Here is a 15,850-nt window from a genome sequence, read left to right on the forward strand (position 1 = left end):
TCAAACAAGTTGATATTCGTGGAGCGCAAGAGAAAGAAATTGAAATTGCGGTTGATATTTTCAAGATGGCAGCTTCAAAAGTAAGTTTTGATGATGTAATCAATGCCGTTCGTAATGGAAACGTGACCATGTCAGCAGGAAATATTATTTCGAGTGGACAAAGAAGAACCATTAGTATCAAAGGAGAAATTGATAAGCCTGCGGATTTAGAAAACTTTGTACTTAAAAATGAACATGGTCCTATTTACCTTAAAGATGTAGCGACTGTGAGTTTTAAAAATGAAGATAAAACCACTTATGCTCGTGAATTTGGGAATAGCGTTGTAATGCTTGACGTAAAAAAACGTGCGGGCAAGAATATGATTGAGGCTTCGGAGAAAATTAAAACTATTATTGCGGAATCTCAAGAAAATTATTTTCCAAAGGATTTGAAAATTAGTTTGTCTAATGATTCTTCTGCAAAGACTTTGAATCAAGTAGATGATTTAGTTAATAATATCATTTTTGGTATTATTCTAGTAGTTGGAGTTTTGATGTTTTTCCTTGGTTTTAGAAATGCACTTTTTGTTGGATTTGCTATTCCAATGTCGATGTTCTTGTCGTTCATGATTTTGAATGCACTTGGCTACACGATGAATACAATGATCCTTTTTGGACTCATCATGGGGCTCGGAATGCTTGTGGATAACGGAATTGTAGTGGTTGAGAATGTCTATCGATTGATGGAAGATGAAGGGATGGATCGCATTAGTGCTGCAAAAGTAGGTATTGGTGAAATTGCGATGCCAATTATCATTTCAACGTTGACTACAGTTGCCGCTTTCGTTCCTCTTGGTTTATGGCCTGGGGTTATGGGGCAATTTATGATTTACTTTCCAATTACATTGTCTGTTGTGCTAGGTTCCTCGTTGTTTGTGGCAATCTTTTTTAACTCTGTTTTGGTGTCCCAATTCATGGATATCAAGGATAAAGTTTTGACAAAAAAACAATTGATTCGATTGACAATTATATTAGGTGGTTTCGGAACTTTGATCCTTATTTTTGGTGGAGCAGTGAGTGGTTTGGGTTCTTTGATGCTTTTTACTGCAGCAATGTTTTGGTTGTATAAATATGTTATCAAAGGATATACCTTGAAGTTTCAGACTGTTACTTTAAATAAATTGGAGAATGGATACGAAAGTTGGTTGAAATACTTTTTATCAGGTAGAAAACCATTTGTAGTTGTGGGAGTGATGTTTGTAATGTTCTTTGTAGTGATTTTTACTTATTTTGGATGGAGTGTTGGTAGTGGTAGAACTAAAGTGGAATTTTTTCCAGACAACAAACCCAATCAAATTATAGTCTATATCGAATACCCACAAGGAACTGATATCGAAAAAACAAATACGATTACCAAAGACATAGAAAAAAGAGTCTATGCGGTTTTAGATTCGAAAGAATATATTGATGAGGCCACTAAAACAAATTATTTAGCGGAGTCAGCAGTTTCTCAAGTAGGAGAGGGAGCAGGAAATCCGCAAACAGATGGTGGTTCTACAGCCGAAATGCCACATAAAGCCAAGATTACGGTTTCGATGCGTGAGTATAAATACCGTAATGGAAGAGATTCTGAACAAATGCGTTTAAAGGTACAAGAAGCGCTGAAAGACATTTATCCGGGTATTTCTATTTCTGTTGAAAAAGATGCTGCAGGACCACCTGCGGGTTATCCTATTAACATTGAAATTAAAGGGAAAGATTATACGGAGCTGATTGTCACTGCCGAGAAGATGAAAGAATTCTTAAACGGTAGAAATATTCCTGGAATTGACGAACTAAAAGTAGATGTCAACAAAGGAAAACCAGCAATGAAAGTTACAGTTGATAGAGAGAAAGCTGGTGAAATGGGAGTTTCGGCTGGTCAAGTAGGAAATCAATTAAGACGTTCTGTTTTTGGTGAAAAGGCGGGTGTTTATAAAGTTAATGGTGAAGATTATGATATCAATGTGAGATTCAATGATGAGAACCGTTACAATCAAAGTACACTTTTCAATCAGAACATAACTTTTAGAGATATGGCTTCGGGTCAAATTAAAGAAATTCCACTTTCGACTGTGGCTTCTCAAAAGAATAGTTCTTCTTTTAGTGCTATTAAGCACAGGGATTTAAATCGTGTTGTAGTTTTGTATTCAGCACTTTCTCCTGGTTTTACGGATGCTGGGGCAGTAGTTAATCAAATTCAAGCAGAAATGGCCGATTTTGATGCTCCAAAGACAGTGAAATTTGATTTTACAGGACAAATTGAAGAGCAAAACAAACAGATGGCCTTTTTGATGGGAGCCTTAGTAACAGGTTTGGGACTGATTATGTTGATTCTTGTTTTTCAATTTAATTCGATTTCGAAACCATCGATTATTATGGTGGCGGTGTTTTTGAGTTTTATTGGAGTGTTTTTAGGCTTAATGATTACGGGATGGCCGTTTGTAATTATGATGACTATGATGGGAATCATTTCACTTGCGGGAATTGTGGTGAATAATGGAGTCGTACTTCTCGATTATACCGAGTTATTGTTAAGTCGCAAGAAAGAGGAGTTAAATGTTCCGCAAAGTAAAATTTTAGATAGAGAATATATTTTTGAAGCTATTGTAACAGGAGGTAAAGCGAGGTTGCGACCAGTATTGTTAACAGCAATAACAACGGTACTTGGTTTGATTCCGTTGGCTATTGGTTTTAATATTGATTTCTTCTCTCTATTTATTGAGTTTGACCCTAAGATTTTTATTGGAGGTGATAATGTTATTTTCTGGGGTCCATTGGCTTGGACAGTAATTTTCGGATTGACATTTGCTACCTTCCTTACATTGATCGTTGTCCCAGTGTTATACTATTTAGTAGAACGTTTTAAACTTTGGAAACAGACTAAAAAAATTAGTTTGTAATATTGTTTTTTAATTATTGAAAAGGACTGTCTGTAACTTCAGACAGTCCTTTTTTTATGGGTGTTTTTAGTGTTAGAGTTTATTGAGAAGCAAAAAAAAATACTCATGGTTTGCGTCATGAGTATTTCTTAATGCAAAAAAAAAGCTGTCGTGAATGACAGCTTTTTCTATTATTGAGGATCTCTCATTTTAAAAGTATCCATAAAGGCAGTAGTGTAATTTCCTGCAATATATTCTGGATCATCCATTAATTGTCTGTGGAAAGGTATTGTAGTTTTGATTCCTTCAATCACAAATTCATCTAATGCTCTACGCATTTTGCTAATCGCTTCTTCACGTGTTTGTGCCGTTGTGATTAATTTAGCAATCATCGAGTCATAATTAGGTGGAATAGTGTATCCTGAGTATACGTGTGTATCTAGACGTACTCCGTGACCTCCTGGCATATGCAATGTAGTAATCTTTCCTGGAGAAGGTCTAAATTCATTAAACGGATCTTCAGCATTGATACGACACTCGATAGCATGTAATTGTGGTAAATAATTTTTACCAGAAATTGGCACACCAGCAGCAACTAAAATTTGTTCACGAATTAAATCATAATCAATTACTTGCTCCGTAATTGGGTGCTCTACTTGGATACGAGTATTCATTTCCATAAAGTAGAAATTACGGTGTTTGTCAACTAAAAATTCTACTGTTCCAGCGCCTTCATATTTGATATATTCAGCAGCTTTTACAGCAGCTTCTCCCATCGCTAGACGCAATTCGTCAGTCATGAATGGAGAAGGAGTCTCTTCCGTTAATTTTTGATGACGTCGTTGTACAGAACAGTCTCTTTCAGAAAGGTGACAGGCCTTACCAAATGAATCTCCAACAATTTGGATTTCGATATGACGAGGTTCTTCGATTAGTTTTTCAAGATACATTCCGTCATTACCAAAAGCAGCAGCCGACTCTTGACGAGCGCCTTCCCATGCTTTTAATAAATCTTCTTCTTTCCATACGGCACGCATTCCTTTTCCACCACCACCAGCAGTAGCTTTTAACATTACAGGAAAACCAAATTCTCTAGAAAGCTGTAACGCTTGTTCGTAAGATTCTAAAATCCCAACAGAACCAGGTACACATGGTACACCTGCTTCAATCATAGTCGATTTAGCCGAAGCTTTATCTCCCATACGGTCAATCATCTCTGGAGCAGCTCCAATAAATTTGATACCGTGTTCTTGACAGATTTTTGAAAACTTTGAATTTTCAGATAAAAATCCGTATCCAGGATGAATTGCATCTGCATTTGTAATTTCTGCAGCAGCAATGATATTAGACATTTTCAAATAAGACAAGTTACTTGGAGGTGGTCCTATGCAAACTGCCTCGTCTGCAAAACGTACGTGTAAACTATCCGCATCAGCAGTTGAATAAACAGCAACTGTTTTAATGCCCATTTCTTTACAAGTTCTAATTACACGAAGTGCAATTTCTCCCCTATTTGCAATTAATATTTTTTTAAACATCTATTTAGAGTTATGAGTTATGAGTTTTAAGTTATGAGAAAGGTTATGAGTTGAGAGTTAGGAGCTGTAGCTAATTGCAAACGACTCCTAATACCTAACTTTTAACGAATAACTCCTTGACTTAAAATTTATAATTAATTAAGATGGATCAACTAAGAATAATGGTTGGTCAAATTCTACAGGAGACATATCGTCAACCAATATTTTTACAATTTTACCTGAAATTTCTGATTCAATTTCATTAAATAACTTCATTGCTTCAATCACACAAAGTACATCACCTTTTGCAATAGAATTTCCTACTTCAGCAAAAACAGGTTTGTCTGGAGAAGGTTTTCTGTAAAAAGTACCAATGATTGGTGATTTGATAGTAATGTATTTAGACTCTTCAACAACCGGTGCAGTCGCTACTGGTGCAACAGGCGCAGCTGCTGCTTGAGGAGCGATTGCTTGTTGTACTGGAGCTTGTTGTATGTAAGTTGCTTCTGTTGTGTTTTCAAGAGTAGTTCTGATGGTGATTTTAACGTCATCCATTTCTAATTTAACTTCCGCAACACCTGTATTTGAAACAAATTTGATTAGGTTCTGAATTTCTTTTAAATCCATAATTGGTCTTATTTTTAGTTTAAATTTATTTTTTGTCGTATGCCCATTTTAAATAAACAGACCCCCAAGTGAATCCTCCACCGAAGGCTGCAAAAATAATAGTATCACCTTTTTTAAACAAATGTTCAAAATCACTGATTACTAAAGGTAAGGTTGCTGAGGTTGTATTACCATATCTTTCGATATTCATCAATACCTTAGATTCTTCTAAATTCATTCTGTTAGCTGTAGCATCAATAATCCTTTTATTGGCTTGATGTGGAATCAACCAATTAACATCGTCATTAGTAAGGTTGTTTCGTTTTAAGATTTGCTCACTAGCATCAGCCATATTAGTCACTGCATATTTGAAAACGGTTTTACCGTCTTGCATAATATTGTGTCTGTTGTCTTTTACGGTTTGCATGGTAGTAGGAACTAAAGAACCTCCAGCTGGAATTCTTAGAAAATCACGTCCTACACCATCACTTCTTAAATATTCATCTTGTAAACCTAAGCCTTCGTAATTTGGTTCAAACAGTACTGCTCCAGCACCATCACCAAAAATGATACACGTAGTTCTGTCAGTATAATCTACAATTGAAGACATCTTATCAGCACCAATTAAGAGTACTTTTTTATATCTTCCTGATTCAATATAAGCTGCTGCTGTTGACATTCCGTATAAAAAACTAGAACAAGCAGCTTGTAAATCGTAAGCAAAAGCATTCGTAGCGCCAATTTCAGTAGCAACATAGGCTCCTGTTGCTGCAACTGGCATATCTGGTGTTGCAGTAGCCATTATCACCATATCAATTTCTAAAGGATTTATATTTCCTTTAGCAATTAGATTTTGCGCTGCTTTTATTGCTAAAAAGGAAGTTCCTTTGTCTGTGTCCTTAAGGATTCTTCTTTCTTTTATTCCTGTACGAGAGGTAATCCACTCATCATTTGTGTCTACCATTGTTTCTAGAACTTTGTTTGAAAGAACAAAGTCAGGAACATAAGCTCCAACAGCGGTAATTGCGGCGGTCATTTTCTTCATTTTATTGGACTATTTTTCATCAAATGCTGTCATTTGAAAAAACGTTTAAAAGGGGGTGAAAATTACAAAAAAAAATCTAAACCCGTAGTTTTCGAACTTCTTATTTAAGGAAAATTATAAACAACAAAAAAAACTCTCACAAGTGAGAGTTCGTATATCATTTATAAAGAAATGAATTAAGCAAAAGTAGCTTCTGACTTGTCAATAACCACTTGCCCTCTGTAATACATTTTACCTTCATGCCAGTAAGCTCTGTGATATAAATGTGCTTCTCCTGTAATAGGACAAGTAGCGATTTGAGCTACTGTAGCTTTATAATGTGTTCTTCTCTTATCTCTTCTTGTTTTCGAGATTTTTCTTTTAGGATGTGCCATTTTACTATATTATTTATCCGTTAATAGTTGCTTTAATTTGTCCCAGCGTGGGTCAATATTGTCTTCTTTTTGTTTTTTGTCTTCTTTCTTTTGTTCTTTAATGGTTAGTTCATTTAGTCGTTCAAGAGCTTCGGTTTTTAAACTTCCGTCTTTTACGCCAGGATGAACTCGTCTTAGAGGAATCGATAGTACAATCATTTCATAAATGTATTGTGCAATGTCTATTTCAAATTCTCCAAAGGGTAAAATAAGCAATTCTTCATTGTCATTATTAAACTCTTCTCCAAAGCGAACAATCAATTTCATATTTCCTTTAATTGGTAAATCAAAATCTTCACTAGTAAGATCACAAGGGACATTGATTGTTCCTTTGTGTTTGAAATTCAACTCAAGCATATTGCTTTGTTTCTCTAAGATCACATTTACTTTGATATCTGAATTTTCAAATTCGTCATACTCAAAGTTTTCAAAGAACGCATTATTTAATTGATACTCAAAATGATGTTTTCCGGTCTTTAATCCTACAAATGGAATTAAATATTCTTTTGTCTTATTCATTTCAACAAAATTTTGCCCCAAACTTCGGGGTGCAAAGATATAAAATTATTACAAACCTAATAAAGTTATTTATCTTTTTTTATTTACTACTATTTTTCTTTTGCTTTCAGTGGGTTTTCACTGATTTCTGAATGCTGAATTCTTGAACGATAGATGTCTATTGCTAAATAGACAGCTTCTTTAAATGAATTGTAATCTGCTTGCCCTTTTCCCGCGATATCATAGGCTGTTCCATGGTCTGGTGATGTTCTTATTTTGTTTAAACCAGCGGTATAATTTACTCCATTTCCAAATGATAAGGTCTTAAAAGGGATTAATCCTTGGTCATGATAGGTGGCAATTATGGCGTCATATTTTTCGTATTGACCGCTTCCAAAAAAGCCATCTGCTGCAAAAGGACCAAAAACCAAGGTGCCTTTATTGAATATTTTTTCTATAGTTGGTTTTAAAATACTGTCGTCTTCATTTCCAATTACGCCACCGTCGCCACAATGTGGGTTTAATCCTAAGACAGCAATTTTGGGTTTATTGATGCTGAAGTCCTGAATTAGAGATTTTTTTATAGTCTCTATTTTTTTTGTGATTAAAGCCTCGGTTAAGTAGGATGATACTTTGTTTAAGGGTACATGGTCTGTTAGTAAGCCTACTCTTAGATTGCCTTGAACCATCATCATTAAAGCATTTCCATCTAGTTCTTGATTTAAGTAATCAGTATGTCCTGGGAATTTAAATTCCTCAGATTGAATGTTGTATTTGTTGATTGGGGCGGTTACTAAAACGTCAATTAATCCATCTTTTAATGCTTTAGTGCTTGCAGTAAAAGATTTGATTGCGTATTCGCCTATTTTTTCGTCGTTAGTTCCTAGATTTAAATCAACACCTTCTTTCCATAAATTGAAAATGTTTATTTTTCCGGGTAGAATTTGGTCTAATTTATCAATACCATGTAAGATTATAGTCGAATCCAAGTTTTTTTTGATAAACGACATAATTTTTACATTGGCAAAAATAACGGGTGTACATAGTTCTAACATTCTAGAATCTTCAAATGTTTTTAGTACCACTTCGCTTCCAATACCGTTTAAATCTCCAATTGAAATTCCGACGATTATATTTTCTGCTCTTTTCATCATGACCACAAGTTATTTATTGCTAATTTTGAAGTGCAAATTTAGTAAAATAAAACAAGAATGTTTACAGGTATTATAGAAACCCTTGGAACTATCCAAGAAATTAAGAGAGAGAAGGATAATATTCATGTTACGGTGGATTCATCTATCACCAATGAACTCAAAATTGATCAGAGCGTTGCTCATAATGGCATTTGTTTGACGGTTGTTGCTGTAGAGGGTACTCAATATACAGTTACAGCTATTGATGAAACGGTTCAAAAAACCAATTTGGGGTATTGGGAAGTAGGGCAAAAGGTCAATTTAGAAAGGGCAATGAAGCTGGGGAATCGATTAGACGGTCATATTGTACAAGGGCATGTGGATCAAGTGGGTACTTGTGTTGCTATGGCGGAGACCAATGGAAGTTGGAGCTATACCTTTGCTTATGATGAAATTTTTAATAATATAACCATAGAAAAAGGATCTATAACAGTGAATGGTGTAAGTTTGACAGTTGTAAATTCAAATAAAAATCAATTTAGTGTTGCAATTATTCCGTATACACATGAATATACTAATTTTAATTGTATTGAAGTGGGGACAAAAGTAAATCTAGAATTTGATGTGATTGGTAAATATGTTTCTAGATTATATTCGATTAGTTAATTGTATGTAATACTTAATTTTTAAAAACAAAAAAGAGACTATTTCATAATTTATGAAATAGTCTCTTTTTTATGAATGGCGGATTCAAGTCATAAATGCAACTTGACCATTATTATTTAATGACTTTGTTATATCTCAATGGTTGGTTTAGTTTTGTGCCTGCTTTTTTGTGATTGTGATGTATGTTTGTATATGGTATATATTCCAAAAATCAAAGCAATGCAAACCAGTAGGGCAATGTCTTGATCAATAGGTACTCCATCTGGTGGAGGTGGTATTTTACCAGTTGGGCTTGGTGGTGTAGTTCCCTTCTTGGCAAAGACATTTAGTGTCTCAAGAAAGAATATGGTTATAAAGTGGTATCTATATTTAAAAATTTTCATTATTTTTTAAAAGTAGTTGTGTTGAAAAAAATAATTTTACTGATGGATTGTCTGTTTTATTACTATAGTTTATTTCAAAGAAACGACATTGGAGTGATATTAAAAAATTATTTTGCTTTTAATAGTAAATAGTAGTTTAATTCATGAAAAGAGTAAGAAAAAACAAACCCCTCTAATACAATGTATTGAGGGGTTTCTCTGTGGTCCCACCTGGGCTCGAACCAGGGACCACCTGATTATGAGTCAGGTGCTCTAACCAGCTGAGCTATAGGACCGGTTAAGAGTGTGCAATATTACTACTATTTTTTGTTTGCTCCAAATATTTTTCAATTAGTTTTTGTGTAAAACTTGTTAAATATGATGGAGTAAATAGGAACAGGCTGATTTCTAGAATAGTATTTATTATTGTAGACTGAATTATTTAATTTCTTGACAGAGTTCTATTAAAATGCCATTTGTGTTTTTTGGGTGTAAGAATACAATTAGTTTATTGTCGGCTCCTTTTTTTGGTAATTCATCTATAAAGATAAAGCCTTCCTTTTTTAACCGAATGATTTCGGTTTCTATATTATCTACTTCAAAAGCAATATGATGAATGCCTTCTCCATTTTTGTCAATAAATTTTGCGATATGGCTTTCTGGATCAGTTGCCTCTAAGAGTTCAATTTTGGTAGATTCATTTTTAAAAAAGGAAGTAAGAACGCCTTCGCTAATAACTTCTTCGGATTTATATGGGGCAGTGCCTAATAGTTTTTCAAAAAGTAAATTAGAAGTTGTTATGTCTTTTACGGCAATTCCAATGTGCTCTACTTTTTGCATCTCTATCAGGTATTGAATAGGTTATATTTTTCAGCAAATTTACAAATTAAATGCTTGATGTTTTTTTGCGCATAAAATTTACTTAGACTCTTGTTATAATAATGGTTTAAAAATTTCAATTACCGTAAATATAATTGTTATTTTGTACTCTTTAATTTTGATGACTCATGTTCAAAAACAATTTTATTACTTTTTTTATAATTATCTCCTTGTCGTTAATCGGTTGTGCTAAAAGAGGAAGCATTACAGGTGGATTAAAGGATACATTAGCTCCAGTTTTGAAAAGTAGTTTTCCTAAAAACTTCAGCACTAATTTCAACGAAACAGAAATCAAACTTACTTTTGATGAATATGTTAAGTTAAAAGATCTTAATAAACAGCTTGTTATTTCACCTCCAATGAAAACAGATCCGCTGATTTTGCCTACCATTGCCAGTAAGTATCTTTCTATAAAAATATACGATACTTTGCAGCCAAATACCACCTATAGTTTTAATTTCGGGCAGAGCATTGCTGATAATAATGAGGGTAATCCGTTGAACCAATTAAAATATGTGTTCTCAACAGGAGATTATATTGACTCGCTTGCTATAGGAGGTGTAATTAGGGATGCCTATAACAAAGAGCCTGATAATTTTGTTTCGGTTATGTTGTATGAAATGAATGAGAAATTCAATGATTCAGTAGTCTTTAATGAAACGCCAAGGTATGTTACTAATACTTTAGATAGTTTAAAAACTTTTCGACTTGAAAATCTAAAAGCAGGAAAGTACATGCTTATTGCGTTAAAAGATAAAAATAAAAACAACAAATTCAATCCAAAAGAAGAAAAAATAGGATTCATAAAACAAGCGATTACGGTTCCAAATGATACGTTATATGAATTAGAGTTGTTTCAAGAAGCGCTGCCTTTTAAGGCTTTTAAGCCTTCTCAAGTTTCTGGAAACAAACTCTTTGTAGGTTATGAAGGGAAGCAGGATTTTGCCAAATCAAAACCTATAATGATTTTGAAAAAGGGAAAGGAAATAGTTCCAAGTATTGTAACAAAAATGCCTGATAAAGATTCCTTACAAGTGTGGTACAAAGGAATTAAAACAGATTCTTTGACAATTTCAGTCGAAAAAGATAATTATAAAAAGGATTTTGAATTTAAAGTCAAAGATCAAAAGAAAGATACTTTGACAATTTCAGCAGTTCAGGCAGGGACATTGAGTTTTAGAGAGCGCTTCACGTTGTTGTCAGCTACGCCTTTAGTTAGTTTTGATAAATCAAAAATGGAGATAACGAATGGTTTAAAGGAAATAGTTGAATTTCAAACGGAATACGATGAATTTAATCAAAAGTTGTATTTTGACTTCAAAAAAACACCTTCAGAAAAATATAATATTGCAATTTTACCAGGAGGTTTAACTGATTTTTTTGAAAAAGAAAACGATACGCTTTCTTATAAAATCGCCCTTAAAGAAATCGAAGATTTTGGTAATTTAAGAGTGAATTTACAGAATGTAAAGAAGTTTCCTGTAATGGTAGAGTTGACAAATTCGAAAGGAGAAGTTCTTGCATTTGAGTATAGTCAAAAAGAAACAACAATAGATTTTAATCTTTTAGATCCTGCCGTTTACAATCTACGTATTATCTATGATGATAATAAAAACAAACAATACGATACAGGTAATTTTCTTCAAAAACGCTATTCTGAAGAGGTGGTTTATTTTTCAAAAGAAATTGATGTGCGAGCCAATTGGGATGTGGAACAAATTTTTGATGTCAGTCTTCCTTATACCCCTGAGCCTAAAAAGAAACCTGAGAAAAAGAAAAGTAGCTTTTAGTCTTTGATTTCAAATGTATCGGCATCAGCAAGAAAATTGAATTTTTTTCGATTTGCGATAAGTTCAGTTTGATTTATTTCGGCTATAAAAATGCCTTCCTCTTCTTGAGGTTTTATAGTATATAGGCCTAATGAATCAATCAACTGTGAGTGTCCATTAAAGTTTAATAAGTTTGCATCTTCACCAACTCGGTTAACGCCTATCGTATAGCAAAGGTTTTCAATTGATCGAGCACGAAGTAAACTATCCCAAGCTAGGATTCTGCTTTCAGGCCAATTGGCTACATAAACTAATAAATCATAATTTTCGGTATTTCGAGAAAAAATAGGGAAACGCAAATCATAACAGACCAAAAGACAGATTTTCCAACCCAAATAATTTATAATTAATTTTTCTTTTCCTGCGGTATATTTTTTTTCTTCACCTGCATGTGTAAATAAATGGCGTTTGTCATATTGTTGTATCTCACCTGAAGGGAAAACAAATAATAATCGATTATAATAATTACCATCTTCTTCAATTACAACACTTCCTGTAATAGCGGTTGTTTTGGCTTTTGCCAATGTCTGCAACCATTGAACAGTTTCTCCTTGCATCGTTTCGGCTACGACAACTGGATTCATCGTGAAGCCTGTAGTGAACATTTCAGGAAGTACAATTAAATCAATATCCGAAGCAATCGCATTGATTTTTTTTTCGAAAGCGATTCTATTGGCTTTGGGGTTTTCCCAAATTAGTGGAGATTGTATAAGTGCGATTTTCATCTTATTTTCTGTTTATACACAGACTAGAAGATTAATCTGTGAGGTTTTTTTATATTAATAATTTTTTAAAAGACATAGAGACATAGGATTTGTTTAACTTATAAAGCAAATAAACAGGAAAGAATAGTCCATGTCTCTATGAATAAAAAAAATTACTCACTCAAAGCATTCCAACCTCTAGCTTTCAAAGCAATCTTAGTATTGGCGCGAGTTACTAAATGGATTCCTTCATTTTCTTCGGTCATATGACCTATGATAGAGAAATTTGGATTCCCTTTGATTTTATCAAAATCGTCAATTGGAATCGTGAATAATAATTCATAATCTTCACCTCCATTAATCGCAACTGTTGTGCTATCAATATCAAATTCTTCACAAACATTGATAAACTGAGGATCAAGAGGCAATTTATCTTCGTACAGATTACAACCTACTTTGGATTGTTTACACAAATGAATTATTTCTGATGATAATCCGTCAGAAATGTCAATCATAGATGTTGGTTTAATTTCTAAAGCATGCAATAACGTACGCACATCTTTACGAGCTTCAGGTCTTAATTGACGTTCTACTAAATAAGTGTATAGTTCTAAATCAGGTTGCGAATTTGGATTTACTTGAAAAACCTGTTTCTCTCTCTCTAAAACCTGCAGCCCCATATAAGCAGCTCCAATATCGCCTGTTACTACTAATAAATCCGTCGATTTTGCCCCATTGCGATACACAATTTCAGCTTCATCAGCTTCTCCTAAAACTGTGATACTAATAATCAATCCTTTTTGAGAAGAAGTCGTGTCACCACCTATCACATCAACTTTATATTCATTTGCAGCAAGCGTAATTCCTTGAAATAATTCTTCTAAAGCTTCCAGCGGAAAACGATTTGAAACGGCAATAGAAACGGTTATTTGAGTCGCTTTGGCATTCATCGCACAAATGTCTGACACATTCGTAACTACGGCTTTGTATCCTAAATGTTTCAACGGCATATAAGCCAAATCAAAATGAACACCTTCGATCATCATATCCGTAGATACGACAACTTTTTTGTCTTTGAAATCTAATACTGCGGCATCATCCCCAATTCCTTTTAAAGTAGAGGGTTGATTGATTTTAAAATTTTTAGTCAAATGGTCTATCAATCCAAATTCGCCCAATTGAGCAATACTTGTACGTTGTGGGGTTTTATCTTCAATCATTTTTTAAGGTGCAAAGTTTTTAAGATGCAAAGGTACAAAGTTGCAAAGGTTTTGGCTAATTTTAAAAAAACATAAAAACGAATTGTTTTACATTGATTACTACAAGTTTTTTTGCATCTTTAATTCAAAAATAAAAAAAAATGAAATCATACGACATAGTTACGCTGACCGTAAATCCTGCAATTGACAAAAGTACTCATTTGAAAGGACTAGTTCCAGAGCAAAAAATACGTTGTGAAGCGCCTAGATATGATGCAGGTGGCGGTGGGATCAATGTGTCTAAGGCCATTTCAAGACTCGGAGGTACTTCATTGGCGGTTTTTACATCTGGTGGACCAACAGGTGTAATGCTTGAAAAGCTGATCGAAAAAGAAGCTATTTCATTCAAGAGTATTGAAGTAGAAACTTGGACTAGAGAAAGTTTTATTGCTGTAGATGATAATACTAATTCACAATACCGTTTTGGATTCCCTGGTGGTGTAATTTCATCACAAGAAGTTCAGAACATTTTAAATGTTATTTCAAATTTAGCTACTCAGTATATAGTAGTAAGTGGTAGTTTGAACGAAGGGTTATCAGATGGTTTTTACGAAGAAATTGCCAAAATTGCTAAAGACAAAAAAGCTAAATTAATCGTTGATACTTCGGGAGAAGCTCTGAAAAAAGTTTTAAAAACGGGTGCTTATTTGATAAAACCCAATGTGGGAGAGTTAGCAAAATTAGTTGGTGTTGAAAGACTACAATTGGAAGAAGTAAACCAAGCAGCTAAACAAATAATCGCTGATGGCGGAGCCGCGATAGTAGTTGTTTCCCTTGGTTCACAAGGAGCGGTATTGGTAACCAAAGATTCTTATGACTACGTTCCCGCTCCCCATGTTGCTAAAAAAAGTACTGTAGGTGCTGGGGATAGTATGGTAGGTGGAATGGTTTGGGCGCTTTCGCAAAATAAAAACTTGAAAGAAGTGCTTCGTTGGGGGGTGGCCTGTGGATCGGCAGCCACTATGAATGAGGGAACACAGCTTTTTAAACAAGAAGATGCACATCGATTGTTTGAGTGGTTGCAAAAAAAATAAAAAAATGGAGTGACAAACGGTTGTCATTATGGCCTCTTATTTTTGAAGTATTAAAAATAAAAAACCTTTAAAATTATGAAAACACTGGCAACACAAATGATTACTCCCGAAGATTTATTGAAACATTGGCAAGGACACCGCAACTTAACCCGTCGTGTAATTGAACTTTTTCCTGAAAAAGATTTTTTTGAATTTTCTATTGGCGGAATGAGAACTTTCTCTGGACTTACCACCGAATTATTATCCATTGGTTCTCCTGCTTTAAAAGCCATTATCAACCGCAATGACCAAGCTTACTCTGAAAACATTGGCGAACTAAAAACAAAAGCCGATTTTCTGCAAAAATGGGATGAAGCCACAGAAGAAATCAACCAAAACTGGGGAAAATTGACCATTGAAGACTTCAACGAAACTTTTAACCTGTTTGGTCAATATGAGTTTCCTATCATTCAAAACATTCTTTATTTTATTGACAACGAAATTCATCACCGTGGTCAAGGCTATGTGTATTTAAGAGCTTTAGGCATTGCCCCTCCTTTTTTCTGGGAACGATAGTGCGAATTTGATTTTAAAAACAAAAAAACCTGACGATTATTATATCGTCAGGTTTTTACTTTATATCAAAAATTATAAGTTTTTAGAAACTTCATTCCAATCTAAAAGTCTTTCAGGATTAATTTTTGCTTTTGTCATTCTGTCTAAAACAATCTGTTGATGTTCTGTAGGAATCTCAATAGTTTCAACGATAACTACTTTGTCTGTAATAATGATTTTATTCTTAATTTTACTTTTCATTGTGTTGAAACTTAAGCTTTGAATTTTCTAAAAGATTGAATCATTTCATAAATACCAAAGGCGATGAATATTTTACCAAATATGAATGGAATCCAACTTCCAATATTTGTCAAATAATTTCTTCCTGCCTCAAATGGACTATAAAAATCAGTTATTAAGAAAAAACGAAATAAACTTACAAAATAAGCCTCTATTTGATCAGAATTATAC

The 15,850-nt window shown here is 33.9% G+C and carries 16 protein-coding genes and 1 tRNA gene; 5 read left to right on the forward strand and 12 right to left on the reverse strand.

The features are described 5' to 3' along the window. Window positions 1–2,921 (forward strand): efflux RND transporter permease subunit (locus WBQ70_RS12610; RefSeq protein WP_423914810.1); only part of this gene is annotated, 2,921 nt, incomplete at its 5' end. 170 nt (window positions 2,922–3,091) lie between these two features. Here the strand turns inward: WBQ70_RS12610 and accC are convergent. The 6 genes from accC to pdxA all read right to left on the reverse strand — a co-directional run bounded on the left by accC (window position 3,092) and on the right by pdxA (window position 8,133). Then, window positions 3,092–4,438: an acetyl-CoA carboxylase biotin carboxylase subunit gene (accC, locus tag WBQ70_RS12615; RefSeq protein WP_423914812.1), complete on the reverse strand. Its 1,347-nt coding sequence runs from the start codon at window positions 4,436–4,438 to the stop codon at window positions 3,092–3,094. 138 nt (window positions 4,439–4,576) lie between these two features. Beyond that, the gene (accB, locus tag WBQ70_RS12620) at window positions 4,577–5,044 is read right to left on the reverse strand and encodes an acetyl-CoA carboxylase biotin carboxyl carrier protein (protein WP_423914815.1); all 468 of its coding nucleotides are present in this window, start codon (window positions 5,042–5,044) and stop codon (window positions 4,577–4,579) included. A gap of 25 nt (window positions 5,045–5,069) precedes the next feature. Next, on the reverse strand, window positions 5,070–6,068 hold the full coding sequence (locus WBQ70_RS12625) for a beta-ketoacyl-ACP synthase III (RefSeq protein WP_423914817.1): 999 nt from the start codon (window positions 6,066–6,068) through the stop codon (window positions 5,070–5,072). Between the two features lie 176 nt (window positions 6,069–6,244). Further along, window positions 6,245–6,442 carry a 50S ribosomal protein L32 gene (gene rpmF / locus WBQ70_RS12630; RefSeq protein ID WP_073242095.1) on the reverse strand — a complete coding sequence of 66 codons (198 nt, stop codon included), beginning with the start codon at window positions 6,440–6,442 and terminating at the stop codon, window positions 6,245–6,247. Between the two features lie 9 nt (window positions 6,443–6,451). Continuing rightward, on the reverse strand, window positions 6,452–7,000 hold the full coding sequence (locus WBQ70_RS12635; RefSeq protein WP_423914819.1) for a YceD family protein: 549 nt from the start codon (window positions 6,998–7,000) through the stop codon (window positions 6,452–6,454). 89 nt (window positions 7,001–7,089) lie between these two features. Further along, entirely contained in the window at window positions 7,090–8,133 is a 1,044-nt protein-coding gene (pdxA, locus tag WBQ70_RS12640; protein ID WP_423914821.1) for a 4-hydroxythreonine-4-phosphate dehydrogenase PdxA, read from the reverse strand. Between the two features lie 57 nt (window positions 8,134–8,190). Here pdxA and WBQ70_RS12645 point away from each other — a divergent pair, with 57 nt between their 5' ends. Continuing rightward, on the forward strand, window positions 8,191–8,778 hold the full coding sequence (locus WBQ70_RS12645) for a riboflavin synthase (protein ID WP_423914822.1): 588 nt from the start codon (window positions 8,191–8,193) through the stop codon (window positions 8,776–8,778). A 584-nt stretch (window positions 8,779–9,362) separates the two neighbouring features. Here the strand turns inward: WBQ70_RS12645 and WBQ70_RS12650 are convergent. Together WBQ70_RS12650 and mce are read right to left on the reverse strand one after the other, a co-directional pair. Beyond that, window positions 9,363–9,436: transfer RNA gene (locus WBQ70_RS12650), tRNA-Ile, on the reverse strand. Window positions 9,437–9,578: 142 nt separating this feature from the next. Further along, window positions 9,579–9,980 (reverse strand): methylmalonyl-CoA epimerase, encoded by a 402-nt coding sequence (mce, locus tag WBQ70_RS12655; RefSeq protein ID WP_423914824.1) that lies wholly within the window; start codon window positions 9,978–9,980, stop codon window positions 9,579–9,581. A 167-nt stretch (window positions 9,981–10,147) separates the two neighbouring features. On the opposite strand from mce, the gene WBQ70_RS12660 reads away from it, so the two are divergent. Then, on the forward strand, window positions 10,148–11,809 hold the full coding sequence (locus tag WBQ70_RS12660) for an Ig-like domain-containing protein (RefSeq protein WP_423914827.1): 1,662 nt from the start codon (window positions 10,148–10,150) through the stop codon (window positions 11,807–11,809). Here the strand turns inward: WBQ70_RS12660 and WBQ70_RS12665 are convergent. Together WBQ70_RS12665 and thiL are read right to left on the reverse strand one after the other, a co-directional pair. Then, entirely contained in the window at window positions 11,806–12,573 is a 768-nt protein-coding gene (locus tag WBQ70_RS12665; protein WP_423914829.1) for an amidohydrolase, read from the reverse strand. The genes WBQ70_RS12660 and WBQ70_RS12665 overlap by 4 nt on opposite strands. Before the next feature lie 152 nt (window positions 12,574–12,725). After that, entirely contained in the window at window positions 12,726–13,772 is a 1,047-nt protein-coding gene (gene thiL / locus WBQ70_RS12670) for a thiamine-phosphate kinase (RefSeq protein WP_423914832.1), read from the reverse strand. Window positions 13,773–13,912: 140 nt separating this feature from the next. On the opposite strand from thiL, the gene WBQ70_RS12675 reads away from it, so the two are divergent. Both WBQ70_RS12675 and WBQ70_RS12680 read left to right on the forward strand, forming a co-directional pair. Beyond that, a complete protein-coding gene (locus WBQ70_RS12675; RefSeq protein WP_423914835.1) occupies window positions 13,913–14,845 on the forward strand; it encodes a 1-phosphofructokinase family hexose kinase in 933 nt (310 codons plus the stop codon). Window positions 14,846–14,920: 75 nt separating this feature from the next. Continuing rightward, entirely contained in the window at window positions 14,921–15,400 is a 480-nt protein-coding gene (locus WBQ70_RS12680; RefSeq protein ID WP_423914838.1) for a DinB family protein, read from the forward strand. 72 nt (window positions 15,401–15,472) lie between these two features. Here the strand turns inward: WBQ70_RS12680 and WBQ70_RS12685 are convergent, their stop codons facing one another. Both WBQ70_RS12685 and WBQ70_RS12690 read right to left on the reverse strand, forming a co-directional pair. After that, complete coding sequence (locus WBQ70_RS12685; protein ID WP_423914840.1) at window positions 15,473–15,640, reverse strand: hypothetical protein; 168 nt, start codon at window positions 15,638–15,640, stop codon at window positions 15,473–15,475. Between the two features lie 11 nt (window positions 15,641–15,651). Then, the coding region (locus WBQ70_RS12690; RefSeq protein ID WP_423914842.1) for a hypothetical protein at window positions 15,652–15,850 on the reverse strand (199 nt) is incomplete at its 5' end.

This window comes from Flavobacterium sp. (genome assembly GCF_049590715.1).
In the GTDB taxonomy this organism is placed as follows: domain Bacteria; phylum Bacteroidota; class Bacteroidia; order Flavobacteriales; family Flavobacteriaceae; genus Flavobacterium.

What these genes read in the sequence shown, in the direction of transcription:
- pdxA (WP_423914821.1), bottom strand. Translation starts at nt 8,133, where the DNA reads ATGATGAAAAGAGCAGAAAATATAATCGTCGGAATTTCAATTGGAGAT.
- accC (WP_423914812.1), bottom strand. Translation starts at nt 4,438, where the DNA reads ATGTTTAAAAAAATATTAATTGCAAATAGGGGAGAAATTGCACTTCGT.
- WBQ70_RS12625 (WP_423914817.1), bottom strand. Translation starts at nt 6,068, where the DNA reads ATGAAGAAAATGACCGCCGCAATTACCGCTGTTGGAGCTTATGTTCCT.
- WBQ70_RS12635 (WP_423914819.1), bottom strand. Translation starts at nt 7,000, where the DNA reads ATGAATAAGACAAAAGAATATTTAATTCCATTTGTAGGATTAAAGACC.
- WBQ70_RS12680 (WP_423914838.1), top strand. Translation starts at nt 14,921, where the DNA reads ATGAAAACACTGGCAACACAAATGATTACTCCCGAAGATTTATTGAAA.
- accB (WP_423914815.1), bottom strand. Translation starts at nt 5,044, where the DNA reads ATGGATTTAAAAGAAATTCAGAACCTAATCAAATTTGTTTCAAATACA.
- WBQ70_RS12660 (WP_423914827.1), top strand. Translation starts at nt 10,148, where the DNA reads ATGTTCAAAAACAATTTTATTACTTTTTTTATAATTATCTCCTTGTCG.
- WBQ70_RS12675 (WP_423914835.1), top strand. Translation starts at nt 13,913, where the DNA reads ATGAAATCATACGACATAGTTACGCTGACCGTAAATCCTGCAATTGAC.
- mce (WP_423914824.1), bottom strand. Translation starts at nt 9,980, where the DNA reads ATGCAAAAAGTAGAGCACATTGGAATTGCCGTAAAAGACATAACAACT.
- rpmF (WP_073242095.1), bottom strand. Translation starts at nt 6,442, where the DNA reads ATGGCACATCCTAAAAGAAAAATCTCGAAAACAAGAAGAGATAAGAGA.
- WBQ70_RS12665 (WP_423914829.1), bottom strand. Translation starts at nt 12,573, where the DNA reads ATGAAAATCGCACTTATACAATCTCCACTAATTTGGGAAAACCCCAAA.
- WBQ70_RS12685 (WP_423914840.1), bottom strand. Translation starts at nt 15,640, where the DNA reads ATGAAAAGTAAAATTAAGAATAAAATCATTATTACAGACAAAGTAGTT.
- WBQ70_RS12645 (WP_423914822.1), top strand. Translation starts at nt 8,191, where the DNA reads ATGTTTACAGGTATTATAGAAACCCTTGGAACTATCCAAGAAATTAAG.
- thiL (WP_423914832.1), bottom strand. Translation starts at nt 13,772, where the DNA reads ATGATTGAAGATAAAACCCCACAACGTACAAGTATTGCTCAATTGGGC.